This window comes from Streptomyces sp. NPDC004647 (assembly GCF_040609575.1).
Taxonomy (GTDB): Bacteria; Actinomycetota; Actinomycetes; order Streptomycetales; family Streptomycetaceae; genus Streptomyces.
Genome location: NZ_JBEXKU010000021.1, coordinates 43,404 through 61,424, shown reverse-complemented (window position 1 = coordinate 61,424; position 18,021 = coordinate 43,404). Strand labels below are relative to the sequence as shown.

The following is an 18,021-nucleotide window of genomic DNA, read 5'->3' as shown; positions in this document are numbered from 1 at the left end:
CGCTGAGTGTGATCTGCTGTAACCGGTCAGGGGAGCAGCAGGTCGGGAGGGATCGTTCGTGAGCACGGACAAGATCCGCCGCTGGGAGTCGGGGGCGCTCGCCCACGCCGTCTCGGACCCCTTCGGCCAAGGCCCGCTGCCCTGGCTGCGCGGCAGCGAGAACTACTTCGACGACACCGGCCATGTCGTCCCCTGGTACGTCGACCCGGCCGTCGCAGCCGCCGAGCCCGGCATCCCCGCCCCCCGCCGCGGGAGCTCCCGGCCGGGTCCCCGCACCGCCGACGACGTCCGCCGCCAGATCAAGGGCTTCGCCTCCACCGGAGCCGTCGCTCCGGGCGAGGCCATCGACTTCCGCATCACCGTCGATCCGCCCCAGCAGTTCTCCGTGGACATCTACCGCATCGGCCACTACGGGGGCGACGGCGCCTCGAAGATCACCAACAGCCCGCGGCTCTCCGGCATCGTCCAGCCCGCCCCGCTCACCGCCGACCGGACCGTCTCCTGCCACCACTGGTGGCTGTCCTGGCGCCTCCAGGTCCCGAGTTTCTGGAGCACCGGCGCGTACGTCGCGGTGCTGACCACCACCGACGGCTACCGGAGCCACATCCCCTTCACGGTCCGCGACGACCACCCCGCCGACCTGCTCCTGCTGCTCCCCGACGTCACCTGGCAGGCGTACAACCTCTACCCGGAGGACGGCCACACCGGCGCCAGCCTCTACCACGCCTGGGACGAGCAGGGCCGGCTCCTCGGCGAAGAGGACGCCGCCGTCACGGTGTCCTTCGACCGCCCCTACGCGGGCGCGGGCCTGCCCCTGCACGTGGGCCACGCCTACGACTTCATCCGCTGGGCCGAGCGCTACGGCTACGACGTCGCCTACGCCGACACCCGCGATCTGCACGCCGGCCGCGTCGATCCGACCCGCTACCGAGGTCTGGTCTTCCCCGGCCACGACGAGTACTGGTCGGTACCCATGCGCCGGACCACCGAGCTGGCCCGCGACACCGGCACCTCCCTGGTGTTCCTCTCCGCCAACACGATGTACTGGCAGGTCGAGCTGGCCCCCTCCCCGTCCGGCACCCCCGACAGCCTGCTCAGCTGCCGTAAGCGCCGTGGCCCGGGCCGCCCCGCTCTCTGGCGCGAGCTCGACCGCCCCGAGCAGCAGTTGCTGGGCATCCAGTACGCGGGCCGCGTCCCGGAGCCGTGCCCGATGGTGGTGCGCAACGCCGACCACTGGCTGTGGGACTCGACGGGTGCGGGAGAGGGAGACGAGCTGCCCGGTCTGGTCGCGGGCGAAGCAGACCGCTATTTCCCGCGCACGTCCCTGCCCGAGCACACCCGGCGAATCCTGCTCGCCCACTCCCCTTACGAGGACACCGAGGGTGCCACCCGCTACCAGGAGACCTCGCTCTACCGGGCCACCAGCGGCGCCCTGGTCTTCGCCTCCGGCACCTTCGCCTGGTCCCCGGCCCTGGACCGCCCGGGCCATGTCGACTCGCGCATTCAGCGGGCCACGATCAACCTCCTCGACCGCATCTGCAAGCGTGCCTGACCCCGCAGGACCGGACTCCTGGCGCTGACTTGCCCGTCTCGGGGCTCCCGACCAGGCCGCTCCTGCCACCCTCCAGGACCGTGCCCGGACGGGCTCCCGGACCCTGACGGGAGAAAGCGCGGCGGGTACGGGAGAATCGGGACCGACTCCTGGATCAACCTACGCGGAGGCAGCGTGTCCGGTTTCGTCGAAAAGCCCGAGCCCGCTCAGGTGCAGGGGCTGGTGCATCTGCACACCGGCAAGGTGCGCGATCTCTACCAGAACGCCGCGGGCGACCTCGTGATGGTCGCCAGCGACCGCATCTCCGCCTTCGACTGGGTACTGCCCACCGAGATCCCCGGCAAGGGCCGGGTCCTCGCACAGCTGTCCCTGTGGTGGTTCGACCTGCTCGCCGACCTGGTCCCGCACCACGTCCTGAGCACCGATCTGCCCGAGGGCGCGCCCGCCGACTGGGAGGGGCGCACCCTGGTCTGCAAGTCCCTGCGCATGGTCCCGGTCGAGTGCGTGGCCCGCGGCTACCTCACCGGCTCCGGCCTGGCCGAGTACGAGGCGACCCGTACGGTGTGCGGGCTCGCCCTCCCCGAAGGCCTGGTCGACGGCTCAGAGCTGCCCGCCCCGATCTTCACCCCGGCGACGAAAGCCGCGGTCGGCGACCACGACGAGAACGTCAGTTACGAGGAGGTCGCCCGCCAGGTCGGCGCCGAAACGGCCGCCCAGCTGCGCCAGACCACCCTCGCAGTCTACGGCCGGGCCCGCGACATCGCCCGCGAACGCGGGATCATCCTCGCCGACACCAAGTTCGAGTTCGGTTACGACGACGACCAGCTGGTCATCGCGGACGAGGTGCTGACCCCGGACTCCTCGCGTTTCTGGCCGGCCGACACCTGGGAGCCGGGCCGTGCCCAGCCGTCCTTCGACAAGCAGTACGTCCGCGACTGGCTGACCTCGCCCGCCTCGGGCTGGGACCGCCACAGCGAGCAGCCGCCGCCCGCGCTCCCGGCGGACGTCGTCGAGCGGACCCGGGCGAAGTACGTGGAGGCGTATGAGCGGCTGACCGGCATGGTCTGGTCCTAGGCCTGCCCGCGGTTCCCGGTGGCCCGGCCCGGCACGCCGAGCAAGCGGCCGCCACGACCGCACGACGAAGGCCCCGGTCGGATGACCGGGGCCTTCGTCAGATGGAGCGGACGACGAGATTCGAACTCGCGACCCTCACCTTGGCAAGGTGATGCTCTACCAACTGAGCTACGTCCGCAGTACGCCACGCGGTGTTCTCGTGGTGCGCGCGGCCCACTATAGCCAACCGCACCGGCGAGCGACGCGCACAGCCGTATGACCCTTCTCCGGTGGGAGCTCCGCCGCGTCCGAGGAGAGGTGGTCGCGGAGGGTGCCCGGGGGAGCGCGCCATCCTGGGTGATCTCGGCCCGCGCACCCGGTCGCCGTGGGCTCCGGTACCCCAGCCTCCCCGAACGCCGCGCGAGCAGTCCCCAGCATGATCGCTCCGACTGCCAACTCGGGTTCCAGGTAATGGTTTCCGCTGCTCCCCAGCCAGTGCATCTGCCCGGCGGGTCGGATCGTCCCGGAGAACGCCGACGAGGTCTTCCCGGCGCTGTGCGTCCCAGCGGGCCAACAGTTCGCCGAGCCGCGAAGACGTCTCACCGGCAGCCCGCACCGCAGGCCCGTGAGGTCGGTCACATATCCGCTCGAGTCGGATATCCCTGGTTTCGGCATTGCGCTGCCCCGCGGCCGCGGGGCAGCGCAACGGTGACCGCAGCCGATGACGACTGAGGTCGCCGGCCCTGCGGCAACGGCAGAACACGAACTGGGCGGCGGGGGAAGTCACCGGCACACGAAGAAGACCCCCGGTCGATGACCGAGGGTCTTCATTCTGAGCGGACGACGAGATTCGAACTCGCGACCCTCACCTTGGCAAGGTGATGCTCTACCAACTGAGCCACGTCCGCACGACTCCGAACACAACTCCCTCAATCAAGGGAGGAGCTGTTCGGTGCGACCACCACTGTACCCGATCCACCGGAGTGGTCGGAAAGTGGTCAGAGCGGGTGACAGGGATTGCACACTGCGCCTCCCCCTTGGAAAGGGGGCGCTCTACTACTGAGCTACACCCGCGCGACTCCGTGGGGTTCGGCCCTGCGGCCCTGCCCTGCGGCGTGCTGCAGACTTTAGCTGATCACCCCGGGTGCTGTGCAAGTCGGATCAACTGGCGGCGTTGAACGCCTCGTAGACCTTCTTGGGGATGCGGCCGCGCGGCGGGACGTCCATGCCGTTGGACCGGGCCCAGGCGCGGACCGCCGCCGGGTCGGGGGCGACCGAGGTGCGGTGGTACGTCTTGCCCGACTTGGACCGCTTTCGGCCTGCCTCCACGTAAGGTGCGAGAGCGCCGCGCAGTTTCTTCGCATTGGCTGTGTTGAGGTCGATCTCGTACGACTTTCCGTCGAGGCCGAAGATGACCGTCTCAGCTGCTTCCCCGCCGTCGATGTCGTCGGCGAGTGTGACGACTACGCGCTGAGCCACGGATATCGGTCCTTTCGTACGGCGCTGCCGCAATGACGTGCGGAGATGCGGAGGGCCGAGTTGTTTGACGACAGTTCTTTTTCATTTGTACAGCGGCGGGCATTATATTGCGAGGCTCAGTTAATTCCGCCCGCGTGGCACGCCGCAATCGGGACCATACGTTTTTCCCCGGATTTTCCCCAGGGGTTACTGGTGCCGATGCGTAAACGTGACCCGCCCTGGCATATCTACCCGCGTAGAATTTCGATCGGGGTAGGCTGAGGTCACCGGATCCGGGGGTCTGGGACTGTGAGCATGCAGCGGCTGCCGCCGCGGGCTCCCCAGAAGACACAGCCGCACCACACCATCGGGAGTGCCAGTGGCACGCGTCGTAGTCGACGTCATGCTCAAGCCGGAGATCCTCGACCCTCAGGGCCAGGCGGTGCAGCGTGCACTGCCTCGTCTGGGCTTCGAAGGAATCGCGGACGTCCGCCAGGGAAAGCGCTTTGAACTCGAGGTCGAGGGGCCGGTGGACGACGCCGCGCTCGCCCGGATCAATGAGATGGCCGGGACTTTCCTCGCCAACACCGTGATCGAGGACTTCACCGTGAAGGTGGAGTCGTGACGGCCCGCCCGTCTCCCTCCGCCACCCTCGACGGAGGGCCTGCGGTCCGCGGCAATGTCCGCATCGGAATCATCACCTTCCCCGGAAGCCTGGACGACCGGGACACCCAGCGCGCGATCCGCCTCGTCGGCGCGGAACCCGTTCCGCTGTGGCACCGCGACAAGGGACTGAATCAGGTCGACGCGGTCGTACTGCCCGGCGGTTTCTCCTACGGCGACTACCTGCGGGCGGGCGCTATCTCCCGTTTCTCGCCGGTGATGGACACCGTCATCGAGCAGGCGAAGGCCGGGCTCCCGGTCCTCGGCATCTGCAACGGCTTCCAGGCCCTCACCGAGGCGCACCTGCTGCCCGGCGCCATGCTCGGCAACGACCATCTGCACTTCATCTGCCGCGAGCAGAAGCTGCGGGTGGAGAACGCGGCCACTGCCTGGACCGCGGACTACACCGTGGGTCAGGAGATCCACATTCCGCTGAAGAACATGGACGGCCGCTACGTCGCCGACGAGCGCACGCTGGACATGCTGGAGGCGGAGGGCCGGGTCGCCTTCCGTTATCTGGGCGGCGGACCCGGGGGGTATCCGCTCAAGGAACGTGCCAACCCCAATGGTTCGCTCCGCGACATCGCCGGCATCACCAATGAGGCGGGCAATGTCGTCGGCCTCATGCCGCACCCCGAGCACGCCGTTGAGCCGCTCGTGGGCACCGGCGGGACCGACGGCCTCGGCTTCTTCACTTCGATCCTGAAGCGCCTGGTGAGCACGTGACCGAGCGAGGCGAGGAAACAAAGAGGACCAGCATGACTCTGGACACCGTCAAGCACGCCACCGAGACCCCGGAGTCCGGCCAGCCCTGGGCCGAACTCGGTCTGAAGCAGGACGAGTACGAGCGCATCCGCGAGATTCTCGGCCGACGCCCGACCGGCGCCGAACTGGCGATGTACTCCGTCATGTGGTCCGAGCACTGCTCGTACAAGTCGAGCAAGGTCCATCTGAAGCAGTTCGGGGAGAAGGCCCCCGCGAACGACGCCCTGCTGGTGGGCATCGGCGAGAACGCGGGCGTCGTCGACGTCGGCCAGGGCTACGCCGTCACCTTCAAGGTCGAGTCGCACAACCACCCCTCGTACATCGAGCCCTACCAGGGCGCGGCCACCGGTGTCGGCGGCATCGTCCGCGACATCCTCGCGATGGGCGCCCGCCCGGTCGCCGTGATGGACCCGCTGCGGTTCGGCGCCGCCGACCACCCCGACACCAGGCGGGTGCTGCCGGGAGTCGTCTCGGGTATCGGCGGCTACGGCAACTGCCTGGGCCTGCCCAACATCGGCGGCGAGGTGGTCTTTGACCCCTGCTACCAGGGAAATCCGCTGGTCAACGCCCTGTGTGTGGGTGTGATGAAGCACGAGGACATCCACCTCGCCAAGGCTTCCGGCAGCGGCAACAAGGTCATCCTCTACGGTGCCCGTACCGGCGGCGACGGCATCGGCGGCGTCTCGGTCCTGGCCTCCGAGACCTTCGACGACAGCAAGCCCACCAAGCGGCCCGCCGTCCAGGTCGGCGACCCGTTCCAGGAGAAGCTGCTCATCGAGTGCACGCTGGAGATCTTCGGGGAGGACCTGGTCGCCGGCATCCAGGACCTCGGCGGCGCGGGTCTGTCGTGCGCCACCAGCGAGCTGGCGTCGGCCGGTTCGGGCGGTATGCGCGTCGAGCTGGACACCGTCCACCTGCGCGACTCCTCCCTCTCGCCCGAGGAAATCCTCATGAGCGAGTCGCAGGAGCGCATGTGCGCGATCGTCGAGCCCGGCAAGGTCGACCGCTTCCTGGAGATCTGCGAGAAGTGGGACGTCATCGCCACCGTCATCGGTGAAGTGACGGACGGCGAGCGGCTGGAGATCTTCTGGCACGGCGAGAAGATCGTCGACGTTCCGCCGCGCAGCGTCGCCCACGAGGGCCCGACCTACCACCGGCCCTACGCCCGCCCCGAGTGGCAGGACGCCCTCCAGGCCGACGACGCGAACAAACTGGCCCGCCCGGCATCCGGCGCGGAGCTGCGGGAACAGATCCTGTCCCTCGTCTCCTCCCCGAACCAGGCGTCCAAGTCCTGGGTGACGGACCAGTACGACCGGTTCGTGCAGGGCAATACGGTGCTGGCGCAGCCGGAGGACTCCGGCATGATCCGCATCGACGAGGAGTCGAACCTCGGCGTTGCCGTCGCCACCGACGGCAACGGCCGCTACGCCAAGCTCGACCCGTACACGGGCGCGCAGCTGGCGCTCGCCGAGTCGTACCGGAATGTCGCGGCGTCCGGCGCCCGGCCGCTGGCCGTCTCCGACTGCCTCAACTTCGGCTCGCCCGAGGACCCGGCGGTCATGTGGCAGTTCGCCGAGGCCACGCGCGGTCTGGCCGACGGCTGCCTGGAGTTGGGCACCCCGGTGACCGGCGGCAATGTGTCCCTCTACAACCAGACCGGCGACGTCGCCATCCACCCGACCCCGGTGGTCGCGGTGCTCGGCGTCATCGACGACGTCAGCCGCCGTACGCCGATCGGCTTCGCGGACGAGGGCCAGCTCATCTACCTCCTCGGTGACACCAAGGAGGAGCTGGGTGGCTCGGCCTGGTCCCAGGTGGTTCACGACCATCTGGGCGGCCTTCCGCCGCAGGTGGATCTGGAGCGCGAGAAGCTGCTCGCCGAGATCCTGATCTCGGCGTCCCGCGACGGCATGGCCGACGCGGCACACGACCTGTCCGACGGCGGTCTGATCCAGGCCCTCGTGGAGTCGTGCCTGAAGGGCGGCCGGGGCGTCCGGATCGTCGTACCCGACGACCTGGACCCGTTCGTCTTCCTCTTCTCGGAGTCCGCGGGACGCGCGATCGTGGCGATCCCGCGCAGTGAGGAGCTCCGCTTCACCGATATGTGCGGCGCGCGGGGTCTTCCGGCCACCCGCATCGGTGTGGTGGACGGGGACTCCCTGGAGGTCCAGGACCAGTTCAGCATCCCGCTGTCCGAGCTGAAGCAGGTGTCGGACGCCACGATCCCGGCGCTGCTCGCCTGACGCACCCGTTTCAACGCCGCGGCCCCGCCCATGTCTTGGGCGGGGCCGCGGCGTTTTGCGCGCGGACCGCGGACCGCGGACGGACTCAGGACGGACCACGGACGGCCCTTGTGGCAAGGAGTACGTAATTACGTATTCTCGACCCATGGAGTTGGAGCAGCGGGTCACCGAGCTGGAGAGACGGCTCGCGGCCCTCGAGAAGCCGGGCGGGAGCGGCAAGGGCCCCGCCTTGCCCAGCGGAGTCGACTTCTGGGCGCTCGAAGGGCTCAAGGCCCAGCTCTCGGAAGCCGGAGAGGCGAGCGGCGGGGTGCTGTTCACCGGGGCCGTGCATCTGCCGACCGGTGAGCAGTACGAGTGGCAGTACGGCCGCACCACCGACGATCTGGTCGGGAGCGAGTGGGCGGACGCCGCCGACGCGTTCGCGGCGCTGGGTCAGCCCGTACGGCTGCGGCTGCTGCACGAGATACTCGCCGGCCGCCGCACCGCAGCCGAGCTCACCGAGCTCGACGGGGTCGGTACGTCCGGCCAGGTCTACCACCATCTGCGACAGCTGACCGGGGCCGGCTGGCTGCACAGCGCGGGGCGGGGACGGTACGAGATCCCGCCCGCGCGGGTGGTCCCGCTGCTCGTGGCGCTGGCCGCGGCCCGGTCTTGACCAGCTCGGCGAAACGGAAGCACTGGAGAGGGGAAGGGAAAGAGATGTCCGCTGTCCGCCTGATCAAGCGGCTGCGGCCCGGCTTCTACGGTCTGGTCGTACTGATCGTCGTCGTCGGGTTCTTTGTCGAGATCCCGGTCTGGGCGAGGCTCGGAGCGATCGTCCTGGCGTTCTCCACCGAGCTGGTGCGCGTCCCGGGGCACAAGAAAATCCCGGGCGGCGGGACCCCGGAAACCGCGGCCATCGAGGTCGCGGCACCGGTCACCGGCCGCTGGAGTGCGCTCAACAGCCCGGCGAACAAGGTCCCCAGCCATGGGACACGCGCCTGCGGGCAGGCGTTCGCGATCGACGTCCTGCGGGAGCCGGAGGACGGATCCCGGCCCGCGTTCGGCTGGTGGCCGCTCGTGCGACCGAATCGCGACTTCCCGGCTTTCGGGGAACCCGCGCTGGCCGTGGCCGATGCGACGGTCGTACGGGCCCGGGACGGGAAGCGCGACCACCTCAGCCGGAACTCCTACCCCGCGCTGCCGGCCTTCTTCGTCGAGGCGGCCGCACGTGACATGGCCGGTCCCGGCGCCCTGATCGGCAACCATCTGATACTCGACCTCGGCGACGGCACCTACGCCCTCTACGCTCACCTCCAGCGCGGCTCGATCACGGTCCGGGAAGGGGAGCGGGTGCGTGCGGGTGAGCAGCTCGCCCGCGTGGGCAATACGGGCAACTCCACCGAACCGCATCTGCACTTCCAGCTGATGGACAGCGCTGATCTGCACACGGCGCGCGGGATCCCGTTCAACTGGCGAGGCGTCGGCGTGCCCAGGAACGGCGATGCGTTCACGGTCGAACCTTCCACGGCCCCGCTCCCGTAGAGGGCGGGGCCGGGCGGCCGGCTCAGGGGGCGGCCGGCTCGGGGCAGAAGAGGCGGTTCAGCGCCAGAACTCGTTCTCGACCTCGATGTCCTCGACGCACTCGTCCAGATCGCTGACCTTCCCACCGACGATGGTGAAGAAGATCCCGCCGGGCATCTCGACTCCGCGGTCGCCCCGGTCCGCGTAGCTCCGGTGGACGGACATGACATGCCCGCGGCCGTCGGCGAAGAGGTGCTCGAGCTCGACCCTGAACGTGCCGTTGGTCTCCTCGGCGATGTTGCGGTAGAGCTGCATGACGGCGTCGCGGCCCTTGTGGTGGCCCGACATCATGTTGTCGCCGGGCACGTGGTGGGTGACGTCCGAGGTCATCAGGGTCGCCAGGGTGTCGAGGTCGCCGCTGCTGAAGGCTTCGTAGCCCCGGCGTACCAGGGCACAGTCCGGGTGCTCAGCCATAATGATTCACACCTTTCGTTCCTGTGTTCCCGCTATGTCTCCATCATCTGCCGGGCCCGGAACACTGTCCATGTCGGGGGCGGGCGCGTGACTATGCTCGGCGGCATGCCGCCCGCCCAGCGCAAGTCACGGTCCCGCAAGTACGACCCAGCGACAGTGCGCGGCGCGCTGAACGCGGAAGTGCGGGCGGTGCGCGAGGCCGTGGCGGTGATGTGCGCGGCCGGGGACGCACCGCAGCTGCTGGAGGCGCCGACGCGGCTCCAGGGGTGGTCGGTACGCCAGTTGATCGTCCATATCGCCATGGGCCTGGAGACATTGCCGCGGCTGCTCGCCGAGCGTCCGGCACCCGCCCGGGCCGAGCTCGACCTCCAGGGATATCTGCGCAGCATGCGCGGCCGGTCCGGAGACATCGCCATCGCCGGGACGGCTGTCGTGGAGGAGGACGCGCTGCCGGACGAGGGCGGTCCGCAGACCGTGGTCGCCCGGCTGGACTCCGCCGCCGAGCGGCTGGCAGCCGCGCTCGCCGAGATGGACGGTAGGACGGTGGTCACCACCCGCTTCGGGGCTATGACCGTGGACGACTTCCTGGTCACCCGGCTCCTGGAGACCGTGGTGCACGGAGACGACCTCACGGCCGCCACCGGCGCGGCCATCGGGCACGAACGGCAGGCGCTCGCCGCCGTGACCCGGCTGCTCGCGGACGCCCTGGCGGCCGAGGCGCCGGGCGGCTCCGTGGAGGTGCGTATCCCACCGTTCGCCGTCGTGCAGTGTGTCGAAGGCCCCAGGCACACCCGGGGCACCCCGCCGAACGTCGTCGAGACCGACCCGATGACCTGGATCCGCCTCGCCACGGGCCGGATGAGCTGGGACGCGGCGCTCGACGCGGCGGAGGTCTCCGCCAGCGGTGAGCGCGCCGACCTGAGCGCCCAGCTGCCACTGCTCGGCCGGCCGTAGAACTGCACTCCCGTGCTCTCCCGGCACCGGTGGGGTGCCCGCGCGGCATCGCTCCGCAAGTGTGACGCAGACGTCATCCACGAGCCGCAGTGATCGCCGGCCCGACCCTCCTCACCAGGCAAGTCAACGGGAAGTCCCGCAGAGTGGACGAGGTTCTGGACGGTTCTCAGCGGCTCTGCCGTCGGATCGGACAGGTCACCGGACATCCCTGGTTCGGATGAATCCGCGACCTGGCCTAGACTCGGTGGCGTGCCACGTGGTGACGGACGACTCAACCACGATCTCCTCCCCGGCGAGAAAGGCCCCCAGGACGCTTGTGGCGTCTTCGGTGTCTGGGCTCCTGGCGAAGAGGTCTCCAAGCTCACCTATTTCGGGCTGTACGCGCTGCAGCACCGGGGACAGGAGTCCGCGGGCATCGCGGTGAGCAACGGCTCCCAGATTCTCGTCTTCAAGGACATGGGCCTGGTCTCGCAGGTCTTCGACGAGACCTCACTCGGTTCCCTGCAGGGCCACATCGCGGTGGGCCATGCCCGCTACTCGACCACCGGTGCATCCGTGTGGGAGAACGCGCAGCCCACCTTCCGTGCCACCGCGCACGGCTCGATCGCCCTCGGCCACAACGGCAATCTGGTCAATACCGCCGAGCTCGCCGAGATGGTCGCCGAGCAGCCCCGGGAGAACGGCCGGGCCACCCGGGTCGCCGCGACCAACGACACCGATCTCGTCACCGCCCTCCTCGCGGGCCAGGTCGACGAGGACGGCAAGCCGCTCACCGTCGAGCAGGCCGCACCCCGCGTGCTGCCCGCGGTCAAGGGCGCCTTCTCCCTCGTCTTCATGGATGAGCACACCCTCTACGCCGCCCGTGACCCGCAGGGCATCCGCCCGCTGGTCCTCGGCCGCCTGGAGCGCGGCTGGGTCGTGGCGAGCGAGAGCGCTGCCCTGGACATCGTCGGCGCGTCCTTCATCCGGGAGATCGAGCCCGGCGAGATGGTGGCCATCGACGAGAACGGCCTGCGTGCGACCCGCTTCGCCGAGGCCCGCCCCAAGGGCTGCGTCTTCGAGTACGTCTACCTCGCCCGCCCCGACACCGACATCGCGGGCCGCAATGTCTACCTCTCCCGCGTCGAGATGGGCCGCCGGCTGGCCAAGGAAGCCCCGGCCGACGCCGACCTGGTGATACCGACTCCGGAGTCCGGCACCCCGGCCGCCGTCGGATACGCCGAGGCCAGCGGCATCCCGTACGGCTCGGGCCTGGTCAAGAACAGCTATGTCGGCCGGACCTTCATCCAGCCGAGCCAGACCATCCGCCAGCTCGGTATCCGGCTCAAGCTCAACCCGCTCAAGGAGGTCATCCGGGGCAAGCGACTGGTGGTCGTCGACGACTCGATCGTCCGCGGCAACACCCAGCGCGCGCTGGTCCGGATGCTGCGCGAGGCCGGCGCCCTCGAGGTCCACATCCGGATCTCCTCGCCGCCGATCAAGTGGCCGTGCTTCTTCGGCATCGACTTCGCCACCCGCGCCGAGCTGATCGCCAACGGCCTGTCGGTCGAGGAGATCGGCAAGTCGCTGGGCGCGGACTCACTCGCGTACATCTCCATCGACGGCATGATCGAGTCGACCACGATCGCCAAGCCGAACCTGTGCCGCGCCTGCTTCGACGGCGAGTACCCGATGGATCTGCCGGACCCGGAGCTGCTGGGCAAGCACCTGCTGGAGTCCGAGACGGCCCAGACCTCACGCAGCGACGTGGACGGCATCGAGACGCTGACCGCCGGTATCGGCGGCAGCGACGCGCTCCGCCGCCCGTAGAACGCTCCCCACGAAGGAAAGATCCTCAGGCAATGTCCGAGTCCGATTCCTCCACGGCCGCGGCCGGGTCCAGCTACGCAGCCGCGGGCGTCGACATCGAAGCCGGCGACCGCGCGGTCGAGCTGATGAAGGAGTGGGTGAAGAAGGCCACCCGCCCCGAGGCCATCGGCGGCATCGGCGGCTTCGCCGGGCTCTTCGACGCCTCCGCCCTCAAGCGCTACGAGCGCCCGCTCCTAGCCTCCGCCACCGACGGCGTCGGTACGAAGGTCGACATCGCGCGGCAGCTGGGCGTGTACGACAGCATCGGACACGACCTGGTCGGCATGGTCGTCGACGACCTGGTGGTCTGCGGCGCCGAGCCGCTGTTCATGACCGACTACATCTGCGTCGGCAAGGTCTACCCGGAGCGGGTCGCCCAGATCGTCAAGGGCATCGCCGAGGGCTGTGTGCTGGCCGGCTGCGCGCTCGTCGGCGGCGAGACCGCCGAGCACCCCGGCCTGCTCGGGCCGGACGACTTCGATGTCGCGGGCGCCGGAACGGGCGTGGTCGAGGCCGACCGGGTACTGGGCGCGGATCGTATCCGTACGGGTGACGCGGTGATCGCCATGGCGTCCTCCGGACTTCACTCGAACGGGTACTCGCTGGTCCGGCACGTGGTCTTCGACCGGGCCGGCTGGGCTCTGGACCGGGAGATCCCGGAGTTCGGCCGCACCCTCGGCGAGGAGCTGCTGGAGCCCACCAAGATCTACTCGCTGGACTGCCTGGCGCTGACCCGTACGACCGATGTGCACGCCTTCTCGCACATCACCGGCGGCGGACTGGCGGGCAACCTGGCCCGTGTCGTCCCCGACCACCTGCACGCCACCGTCGACCGGTCCACGTGGACCCCCGGCCCGGTCTTCGACCTCGTGGGCAAGGCAGGACAGGTGGAGCGGTTCGAGCTGGAGAAGACACTCAACATGGGCGTCGGCATGGTCGCGGTCGTCCCGCAGGAGTCGGTGGACGTGGCGCTGGCCACCCTCGCCGACCGAGGCGTGGACGCCTGGGTCGCCGGCCGGATCACCGAGCGCGGCGCCCACACCCAGGCGGCGGCCCTGACCAGTGACTACGCTGGCTGAGGACAGCACAGAACCCGGTCCGGAGAAAGGCCCCGGACCGGGTCAGTGGTCGTGCTGTGGACGGCCTGGACGCAGTGAGAGCGTCAGGCGCGCCGACGATATGCGGACTGGTCGGACGACTCGTCGTCGTCCTCGTCCTCGTCGTTGTAGCGATCCGCGTACTGTGCGTACGGGTCGTCGTCCAGCTCATCGTCCTCGAACGGCTCGCCATTCGGCGGCTGGTTCGTCGGCGATGCGCCCAGCTCCTCAGCCAGGCGTGAGAGATCAGTCCCACCGCTGTTGTACTTCAGCTGGCGGGCGACCTTCGTCTGCTTGGCCTTGGCCCGGCCGCGCCCCATGGCTCGACCCCCTCAACGACGGGGCTCGACGGCCCCAGAGTCTTGACACGCGTTCATGAGTCGGAGCGGGCCCTCGGGGGAGAGACCGGTCCGTAGGGCTTCAACGGTACCTGCTTCCGCGCCCATCCGGTACGTCGCCCGCAGGACGCGACACGCAGCAGCACCCGCGAGGAGCCCCGTCCTCGCTGGTCAGATGTGATTTTACCTCCTGCCCCGGATCGACCCGCCGACGGGTGGTGAATCTTCTCTCGTCACCCTCGCCGACGGGTCTCCCCGCTCTGCGTAGCCGATGGGACGACCCTGCATCGGACCCTAGGGCCTGCGGCTGCGCGCATCCGCGATGCGCTGCTCCGCGAGGCGGTCCGCGGCGGCGGCCGGCGGGATGCCGTCCGCCTTGGCGCGGTCGAATATGGCCAGCGTCGTGTCGAAGATCTTCGTCGCCTTGGCCTTGGCGCGGTCGAAATCGAAGCCGTGCAGCTCGTCCGCCACCTGGATCACGCCGCCCGCGTTCACGACGTAGTCCGGGGCGTACAGGATGCCGCGGTCGGCGAGGTCCTTCTCGACGCCCGGGTGAGCCAGCTGATTGTTGGCCGCGCCGCAGACGATCTTCGCGGTGAGTACCGGGACGGAGTCGTCGTTCAGCGCGCCGCCGAGCGCGCAGGGGGCGTAGATGTCCAGGTCGGCGCGGATCAGCGCGTCGGTGTCGGCGACGGCGGTCACCCCGGGGTGCCTGGCCGTGACGCGGTCCACCGACTCGGCCCGTACGTCCGTGATCACGACCTCCGCGCCGTCCTCCAGGAGGTGCTCGACGAGGTGGTGGCCGACCTTGCCGACGCCGGCAACACCGACCTTCCGGCCGCGCAGCGTCGGGTCGCCCCACAGGTGCTGGGCGCTGGCCCGCATGCCCTGGAAGACGCCGAAGGCGGTGAGCACGGAGGAGTCGCCGGCGCCGCCGTTGGCGGGCGAGCGGCCGGTGGTCCACCGGCACTCGCGGGCGACGACGTCCATGTCGGCGACGTAGGTGCCGACATCGCAGGCGGTGACGTAGCGCCCGCCCAGCGAGGCCACGAAACGGCCGTAGGCGAGCAGCAGCTGCTCGCTCTTGAGTGTCTCCGGGTCACCGATGATCACCGCCTTGCCACCGCCGTGGTCGAGCCCGGCCAGGGCGTTCTTGTACGACATGCCGCGGGCGAGATTGAGCGCGTCCATGACGGCCTCGGCGTCCGAGGCGTAGGCGTGGAAGCGGGTGCCGCCGAGGGCGGGGCCCAGCGCGGTGGAGTGGATGGCGATGACGGCCTTGAGGCCGCTCTCGCGGTCCTGGCAGAGGACGACTTGCTCGTGTCCGCCCTGCTCGGAACGGAACAGGGTCGACAGCACGCCGAGATCGTCGGCAGGCGGACGTACGTCGGTCACGGTGGTGACTCCCGAAGACGTGAGGGAACGCCCTCCTTGGGGTGGGGAGGGCCCGGTGGCCACAGCGTAGATCCTGTGACCCCCCGGCAGCACCGAGGTGCAGAGGATCACCCTCCGGTGGCCTACACACGTGGGACGATCAGGAGGTCAGGCTGGCGATGTCCGGCGACAGCGGAGGAGAAGGCGACAGTGGGCGTGGCGTCATCGGTGGTCGTCCCGTACGCGGCATATCTGCGGGTGTACGAACCTCTGGCCGCCTTCCCCGAACCCGAGCGGTCCCATTGGTACCGCTACGCGGAGCGCGAGCACACCCCCACGGCTCAGGACGAACTCCGCCGTTCCCTCGCCGACTTGCTGCCGGTGCCGCCGGTACCGGTGCCGGTGCACGAGAGCAGTGACGCCTTCGTCACCGTCGTGGACGGCGTGACCTGTGTCTGTCCCTGGCGCACCCGGCTGCGCGGCTGGATGGCGCTGGAGGAGCTGGCGGAGCAGCTGCCGCCGCCCGTACTGGACGCGGTGCTGCCGCCGGTGGTGCGCCGGCAGGCCGAGGCGGACTACGAGCGGTGGCTGGAGCGCAATCCGGACGCCCGTCCGTGGATCCGCTCGGCTACGTGGCATGTCCCGGTCCGGTGGTTCGTGCTCTTCTCGGACGACGAGCGCGAGTACGTCAAGGACGGCCAGGAGCCGGTGCTGCGCTACCGCACCGCGATGGCGCAGGCGCGGCGGCGGGTGGCCCGCGGGCTGAAGGTGCTCCGCGAGTCCCTGGACGAGGGTCCGCTCGTCGAAGGGCTGGAGAACGTGGGGAAGTGGCTCGAGGAGTTCCATCCGCGGTCGCTGGTGGAGCTGGACTACGGCGGACTGGTGCATGCTGTTCCGGAAGGGCAGCTCGCCGATGACCGCTCGGCCGCGGATGTGGCCGAAGGGCTGGAGGCGCTGCGCGAGGGCGACGGGGCCCGGGCCGGGGAGGCGTACGAGCGGCTCACCGACCGCTGGCGTGTGGTGCGGGAGCGCCAGTTCGCGAGTTGAGGCCGGGTCGGGCGCCAAGGGCCGGGCCGAGGTGCGGCGTGGCTTCGCCGCCGTGCCGATGAGGCCGCCGAGCGGCCCGGCCGAACCTCCGGATCCGGGCCATTGCCGCAAGGGTGACGGAAAGCACTAAGACGGGCCTTGCCCTCATCCCCCATCCTCGTGCCAAAATAGGACAAGGAGTCCAGGAAGGGCTCCTTCCGTCCAACTAAGGGCGGAAAGATCGGTATTGCACTCGCATGGTGGATCTGCAGCGCCTGATCACGCTGTGACTGATCGTCACGGCCGGGTGACTGTCCGCTATGGCACGGTCCATCGGCTTCCGTCGAGGTTGAACACCTGAGAGGGCAAATCCATCGGTTTGGCCGACGCGGCTGGACAGATGGTGTAGTTGTAGTGCCGAGGACAAGCCGTTCGTCCTATAACCGACTCGGCCTGCGTGCGCCATTTCGGGCAACGTGGGTCAAGGTGCAGAATTTAGAGGAAAGAACCGTGATGGTTCGGTTCTCCCGAGGAGGCCGCTCATGACCGCTCGCACCCCTGATGCCGAGCCGCTGCTGACCCCGGCTGAGGTTGCCACGATGTTCCGCGTGGACCCGAAGACGGTCACGCGCTGGGCCAAGGCAGGCAAGCTCACGTCCATCCGCACGCTCGGAGGGCACCGGCGCTACCGCGAAGCGGAAGTCCGGGCACTACTGGCGGGCATCCCGCAGCAGCGCAGCGAGGCCTGAACAACTCCATAACGGGGCAATTCCGGGTCCCCAACCCGGATATGGCCCACCTAGCTCCACACGACGGGCGCCTGCCCCAACAGGCTCCTACTCTCAGCATCGAGGGTGCGTCGTCGATCGCGCTGGACTCCGCCGGGTCCAGCGCGATCTTTTTATGTTCCGGTCCCCTGGCGGAGGGTCAACCCGCCACTCCGGAGGGTAGGTAAGCGGACGGGCCGACGTTGGCTCATAGTCCTCCGTGGGGCTTCTGCGAGGTCTCGCCGTGCAGCCCGTCCAGCAGAGTGCAATTGCACATATTAAATCGATCTGCTGTAGGGAGGGTGTAAGTTCCCCCTCTTTTCAAACTTCGTCGGTGACTCCCGTCACAGGGCATCACGCTTGTCCCTTGAAGTGACTCTGCGGTAATGACGCGGGCGCGGCATGGCGCCATGGTCATTGAGGGGCGGGCCCGCGGCTCTCGTCGCTCCGATCGCTCTGCGAACCGCCCTGGGCGTCCCTGGACGCCCGTGCGCTTTCCGCAGGCGACGGCTCCATCGCGAGCCTCAGCAGCTGGTGGCAGATCGGGCAGTGACGGGTGAGATGCCGATAGCCCGTGGCCGCCGACAGATGGGCCCGTAGCAGTGCTCGTGTCTCGTGTCTCGCAGATGTCTTCATGCGCGCACCTCCCGGGCCCCGCATCCCTTGATGCCTGGGTACCCGCGCCACGTGCCTGAGTCAAGAGACGGACAAGGCCCGGATCCTGGGGATCCGGGCCTTGTCGATGATGCGGTCCTGACGGGATTTGAACCCGCGGCCTCCACCTTGACAGGGTGGCGAGCACTCCAAACTGCTCCACAGGACCTGGCTCGCGGCGCCTCACTGCTCTGCGCCGCGAGATGAGACTCTACAGCAGGCCAGGGCGTGCGGTCGAACTCGCGCCCGCAC

17 protein-coding genes and 4 tRNA genes are annotated in these 18,021 nt (G+C 69.3%); 12 read left to right on the top strand and 9 right to left on the bottom strand.

The window, feature by feature from the left end; translation table 11 throughout:
• Positions 1-58 precede the first annotated feature (58 nt).
• Positions 59-1,552, top strand: a complete 1,494-nt coding sequence (locus tag ABZW18_RS12185) for a N,N-dimethylformamidase beta subunit family domain-containing protein (RefSeq protein ID WP_356185756.1) — start codon at positions 59-61, stop codon at positions 1,550-1,552.
• Positions 1,553-1,726: 174 nt separating this feature from the next.
• Positions 1,727-2,626 (top strand): phosphoribosylaminoimidazolesuccinocarboxamide synthase, encoded by a 900-nt coding sequence (locus tag ABZW18_RS12180; RefSeq protein WP_356185753.1) that lies wholly within the window; start codon positions 1,727-1,729, stop codon positions 2,624-2,626.
• Between the two features lie 102 nt (positions 2,627-2,728).
• Here ABZW18_RS12180 and ABZW18_RS12175 read toward each other — a convergent pair.
• The 4 genes from ABZW18_RS12175 to ABZW18_RS12160 form a co-directional block, all read right to left on the bottom strand.
• Positions 2,729-2,804 (bottom strand) — tRNA-Gly (locus ABZW18_RS12175).
• Between the two features lie 636 nt (positions 2,805-3,440).
• Positions 3,441-3,513, bottom strand: a tRNA-Gly gene (locus ABZW18_RS12170).
• A gap of 94 nt (positions 3,514-3,607) precedes the next feature.
• Positions 3,608-3,679: transfer RNA gene (locus tag ABZW18_RS12165), tRNA-Gly, on the bottom strand.
• Between the two features lie 87 nt (positions 3,680-3,766).
• A complete protein-coding gene (locus ABZW18_RS12160; protein ID WP_356185750.1) occupies positions 3,767-4,084 on the bottom strand; it encodes an Lsr2 family protein in 318 nt (105 codons plus the stop codon).
• A 358-nt stretch (positions 4,085-4,442) separates the two neighbouring features.
• Between ABZW18_RS12160 and purS the strand changes: the two genes are divergently transcribed.
• From purS to ABZW18_RS12135, 5 genes are all read left to right on the top strand, one after another.
• On the top strand, positions 4,443-4,688 hold the full coding sequence (gene purS / locus ABZW18_RS12155) for a phosphoribosylformylglycinamidine synthase subunit PurS (RefSeq protein ID WP_356185748.1): 246 nt from the start codon (positions 4,443-4,445) through the stop codon (positions 4,686-4,688).
• Positions 4,689-4,750: 62 nt separating this feature from the next.
• Entirely contained in the window at positions 4,751-5,452 is a 702-nt protein-coding gene (gene purQ, locus ABZW18_RS12150) for a phosphoribosylformylglycinamidine synthase subunit PurQ (RefSeq protein WP_356185839.1), read from the top strand.
• Between the two features lie 32 nt (positions 5,453-5,484).
• Positions 5,485-7,734, top strand: a complete 2,250-nt coding sequence (gene purL, locus ABZW18_RS12145) for a phosphoribosylformylglycinamidine synthase subunit PurL (protein WP_356185745.1) — start codon at positions 5,485-5,487, stop codon at positions 7,732-7,734.
• Between the two features lie 145 nt (positions 7,735-7,879).
• Entirely contained in the window at positions 7,880-8,389 is a 510-nt protein-coding gene (locus ABZW18_RS12140; RefSeq protein ID WP_356185743.1) for a winged helix-turn-helix domain-containing protein, read from the top strand.
• Positions 8,390-8,433: 44 nt separating this feature from the next.
• Entirely contained in the window at positions 8,434-9,258 is an 825-nt protein-coding gene (locus ABZW18_RS12135; RefSeq protein ID WP_356185740.1) for a M23 family metallopeptidase, read from the top strand.
• Positions 9,259-9,315: 57 nt separating this feature from the next.
• Here ABZW18_RS12135 and ABZW18_RS12130 read toward each other — a convergent pair whose 3' ends face one another.
• Positions 9,316-9,711 carry a nuclear transport factor 2 family protein gene (locus ABZW18_RS12130; protein ID WP_356185737.1) on the bottom strand — a complete coding sequence of 132 codons (396 nt, stop codon included), beginning with the start codon at positions 9,709-9,711 and terminating at the stop codon, positions 9,316-9,318.
• A gap of 105 nt (positions 9,712-9,816) precedes the next feature.
• Between ABZW18_RS12130 and ABZW18_RS12125 the strand changes: the two genes are divergently transcribed.
• The 3 genes from ABZW18_RS12125 to purM all read left to right on the top strand — a co-directional run bounded on the left by ABZW18_RS12125 (position 9,817) and on the right by purM (position 13,592).
• The gene (locus ABZW18_RS12125) at positions 9,817-10,665 is read left to right on the top strand and encodes a sterol carrier family protein (RefSeq protein ID WP_356185734.1); all 849 of its coding nucleotides are present in this window, start codon (positions 9,817-9,819) and stop codon (positions 10,663-10,665) included.
• A 249-nt stretch (positions 10,666-10,914) separates the two neighbouring features.
• Positions 10,915-12,474, top strand: a complete 1,560-nt coding sequence (gene purF, locus ABZW18_RS12120) for an amidophosphoribosyltransferase (protein WP_356185731.1) — start codon at positions 10,915-10,917, stop codon at positions 12,472-12,474.
• Between the two features lie 32 nt (positions 12,475-12,506).
• The gene (gene purM, locus ABZW18_RS12115; protein WP_356185729.1) at positions 12,507-13,592 is read left to right on the top strand and encodes a phosphoribosylformylglycinamidine cyclo-ligase; all 1,086 of its coding nucleotides are present in this window, start codon (positions 12,507-12,509) and stop codon (positions 13,590-13,592) included.
• Between the two features lie 83 nt (positions 13,593-13,675).
• On the opposite strand, the gene ABZW18_RS12110 is transcribed toward purM, so the two are convergent.
• Together ABZW18_RS12110 and ABZW18_RS12105 are read right to left on the bottom strand one after the other, a co-directional pair.
• A complete protein-coding gene (locus ABZW18_RS12110; protein WP_356185726.1) occupies positions 13,676-13,930 on the bottom strand; it encodes a DUF3073 domain-containing protein in 255 nt (84 codons plus the stop codon).
• A 312-nt stretch (positions 13,931-14,242) separates the two neighbouring features.
• Entirely contained in the window at positions 14,243-15,343 is a 1,101-nt protein-coding gene (locus tag ABZW18_RS12105) for a Glu/Leu/Phe/Val dehydrogenase dimerization domain-containing protein (RefSeq protein ID WP_356185723.1), read from the bottom strand.
• 189 nt (positions 15,344-15,532) lie between these two features.
• Here ABZW18_RS12105 and ABZW18_RS12100 point away from each other — a divergent pair, with 189 nt between their 5' ends.
• The gene (locus ABZW18_RS12100; protein WP_356185721.1) at positions 15,533-16,369 is read left to right on the top strand and encodes a hypothetical protein; all 837 of its coding nucleotides are present in this window, start codon (positions 15,533-15,535) and stop codon (positions 16,367-16,369) included.
• Positions 16,370-16,890: 521 nt separating this feature from the next.
• Positions 16,891-17,097 (top strand): developmental transcriptional regulator BldC, encoded by a 207-nt coding sequence (bldC, locus tag ABZW18_RS12095; RefSeq protein ID WP_003949541.1) that lies wholly within the window; start codon positions 16,891-16,893, stop codon positions 17,095-17,097.
• 432 nt (positions 17,098-17,529) lie between these two features.
• Here bldC and ABZW18_RS12090 read toward each other — a convergent pair whose 3' ends face one another.
• Together ABZW18_RS12090 and ABZW18_RS12085 are read right to left on the bottom strand one after the other, a co-directional pair.
• Positions 17,530-17,751 (bottom strand): DUF6274 family protein, encoded by a 222-nt coding sequence (locus ABZW18_RS12090; protein WP_356185718.1) that lies wholly within the window; start codon positions 17,749-17,751, stop codon positions 17,530-17,532.
• A gap of 112 nt (positions 17,752-17,863) precedes the next feature.
• Positions 17,864-17,938 (bottom strand) — tRNA-Asp (locus ABZW18_RS12085).
• Positions 17,939-18,021: the final 83 nt, after the last annotated feature.

What these genes read in the sequence shown, in the direction of transcription:
- ABZW18_RS12110 (WP_356185726.1), bottom strand. Translation starts at nt 13,930, where the DNA reads ATGGGGCGCGGCCGGGCCAAGGCCAAGCAGACGAAGGTCGCCCGCCAG.
- ABZW18_RS12125 (WP_356185734.1), top strand. Translation starts at nt 9,817, where the DNA reads ATGCCGCCCGCCCAGCGCAAGTCACGGTCCCGCAAGTACGACCCAGCG.
- ABZW18_RS12090 (WP_356185718.1), bottom strand. Translation starts at nt 17,751, where the DNA reads ATGAAGACATCTGCGAGACACGAGACACGAGCACTGCTACGGGCCCAT.
- ABZW18_RS12140 (WP_356185743.1), top strand. Translation starts at nt 7,880, where the DNA reads ATGGAGTTGGAGCAGCGGGTCACCGAGCTGGAGAGACGGCTCGCGGCC.
- ABZW18_RS12130 (WP_356185737.1), bottom strand. Translation starts at nt 9,711, where the DNA reads ATGGCTGAGCACCCGGACTGTGCCCTGGTACGCCGGGGCTACGAAGCC.
- ABZW18_RS12135 (WP_356185740.1), top strand. Translation starts at nt 8,434, where the DNA reads ATGTCCGCTGTCCGCCTGATCAAGCGGCTGCGGCCCGGCTTCTACGGT.
- purM (WP_356185729.1), top strand. Translation starts at nt 12,507, where the DNA reads ATGTCCGAGTCCGATTCCTCCACGGCCGCGGCCGGGTCCAGCTACGCA.
- purL (WP_356185745.1), top strand. Translation starts at nt 5,485, where the DNA reads ATGACTCTGGACACCGTCAAGCACGCCACCGAGACCCCGGAGTCCGGC.
- bldC (WP_003949541.1), top strand. Translation starts at nt 16,891, where the DNA reads ATGACCGCTCGCACCCCTGATGCCGAGCCGCTGCTGACCCCGGCTGAG.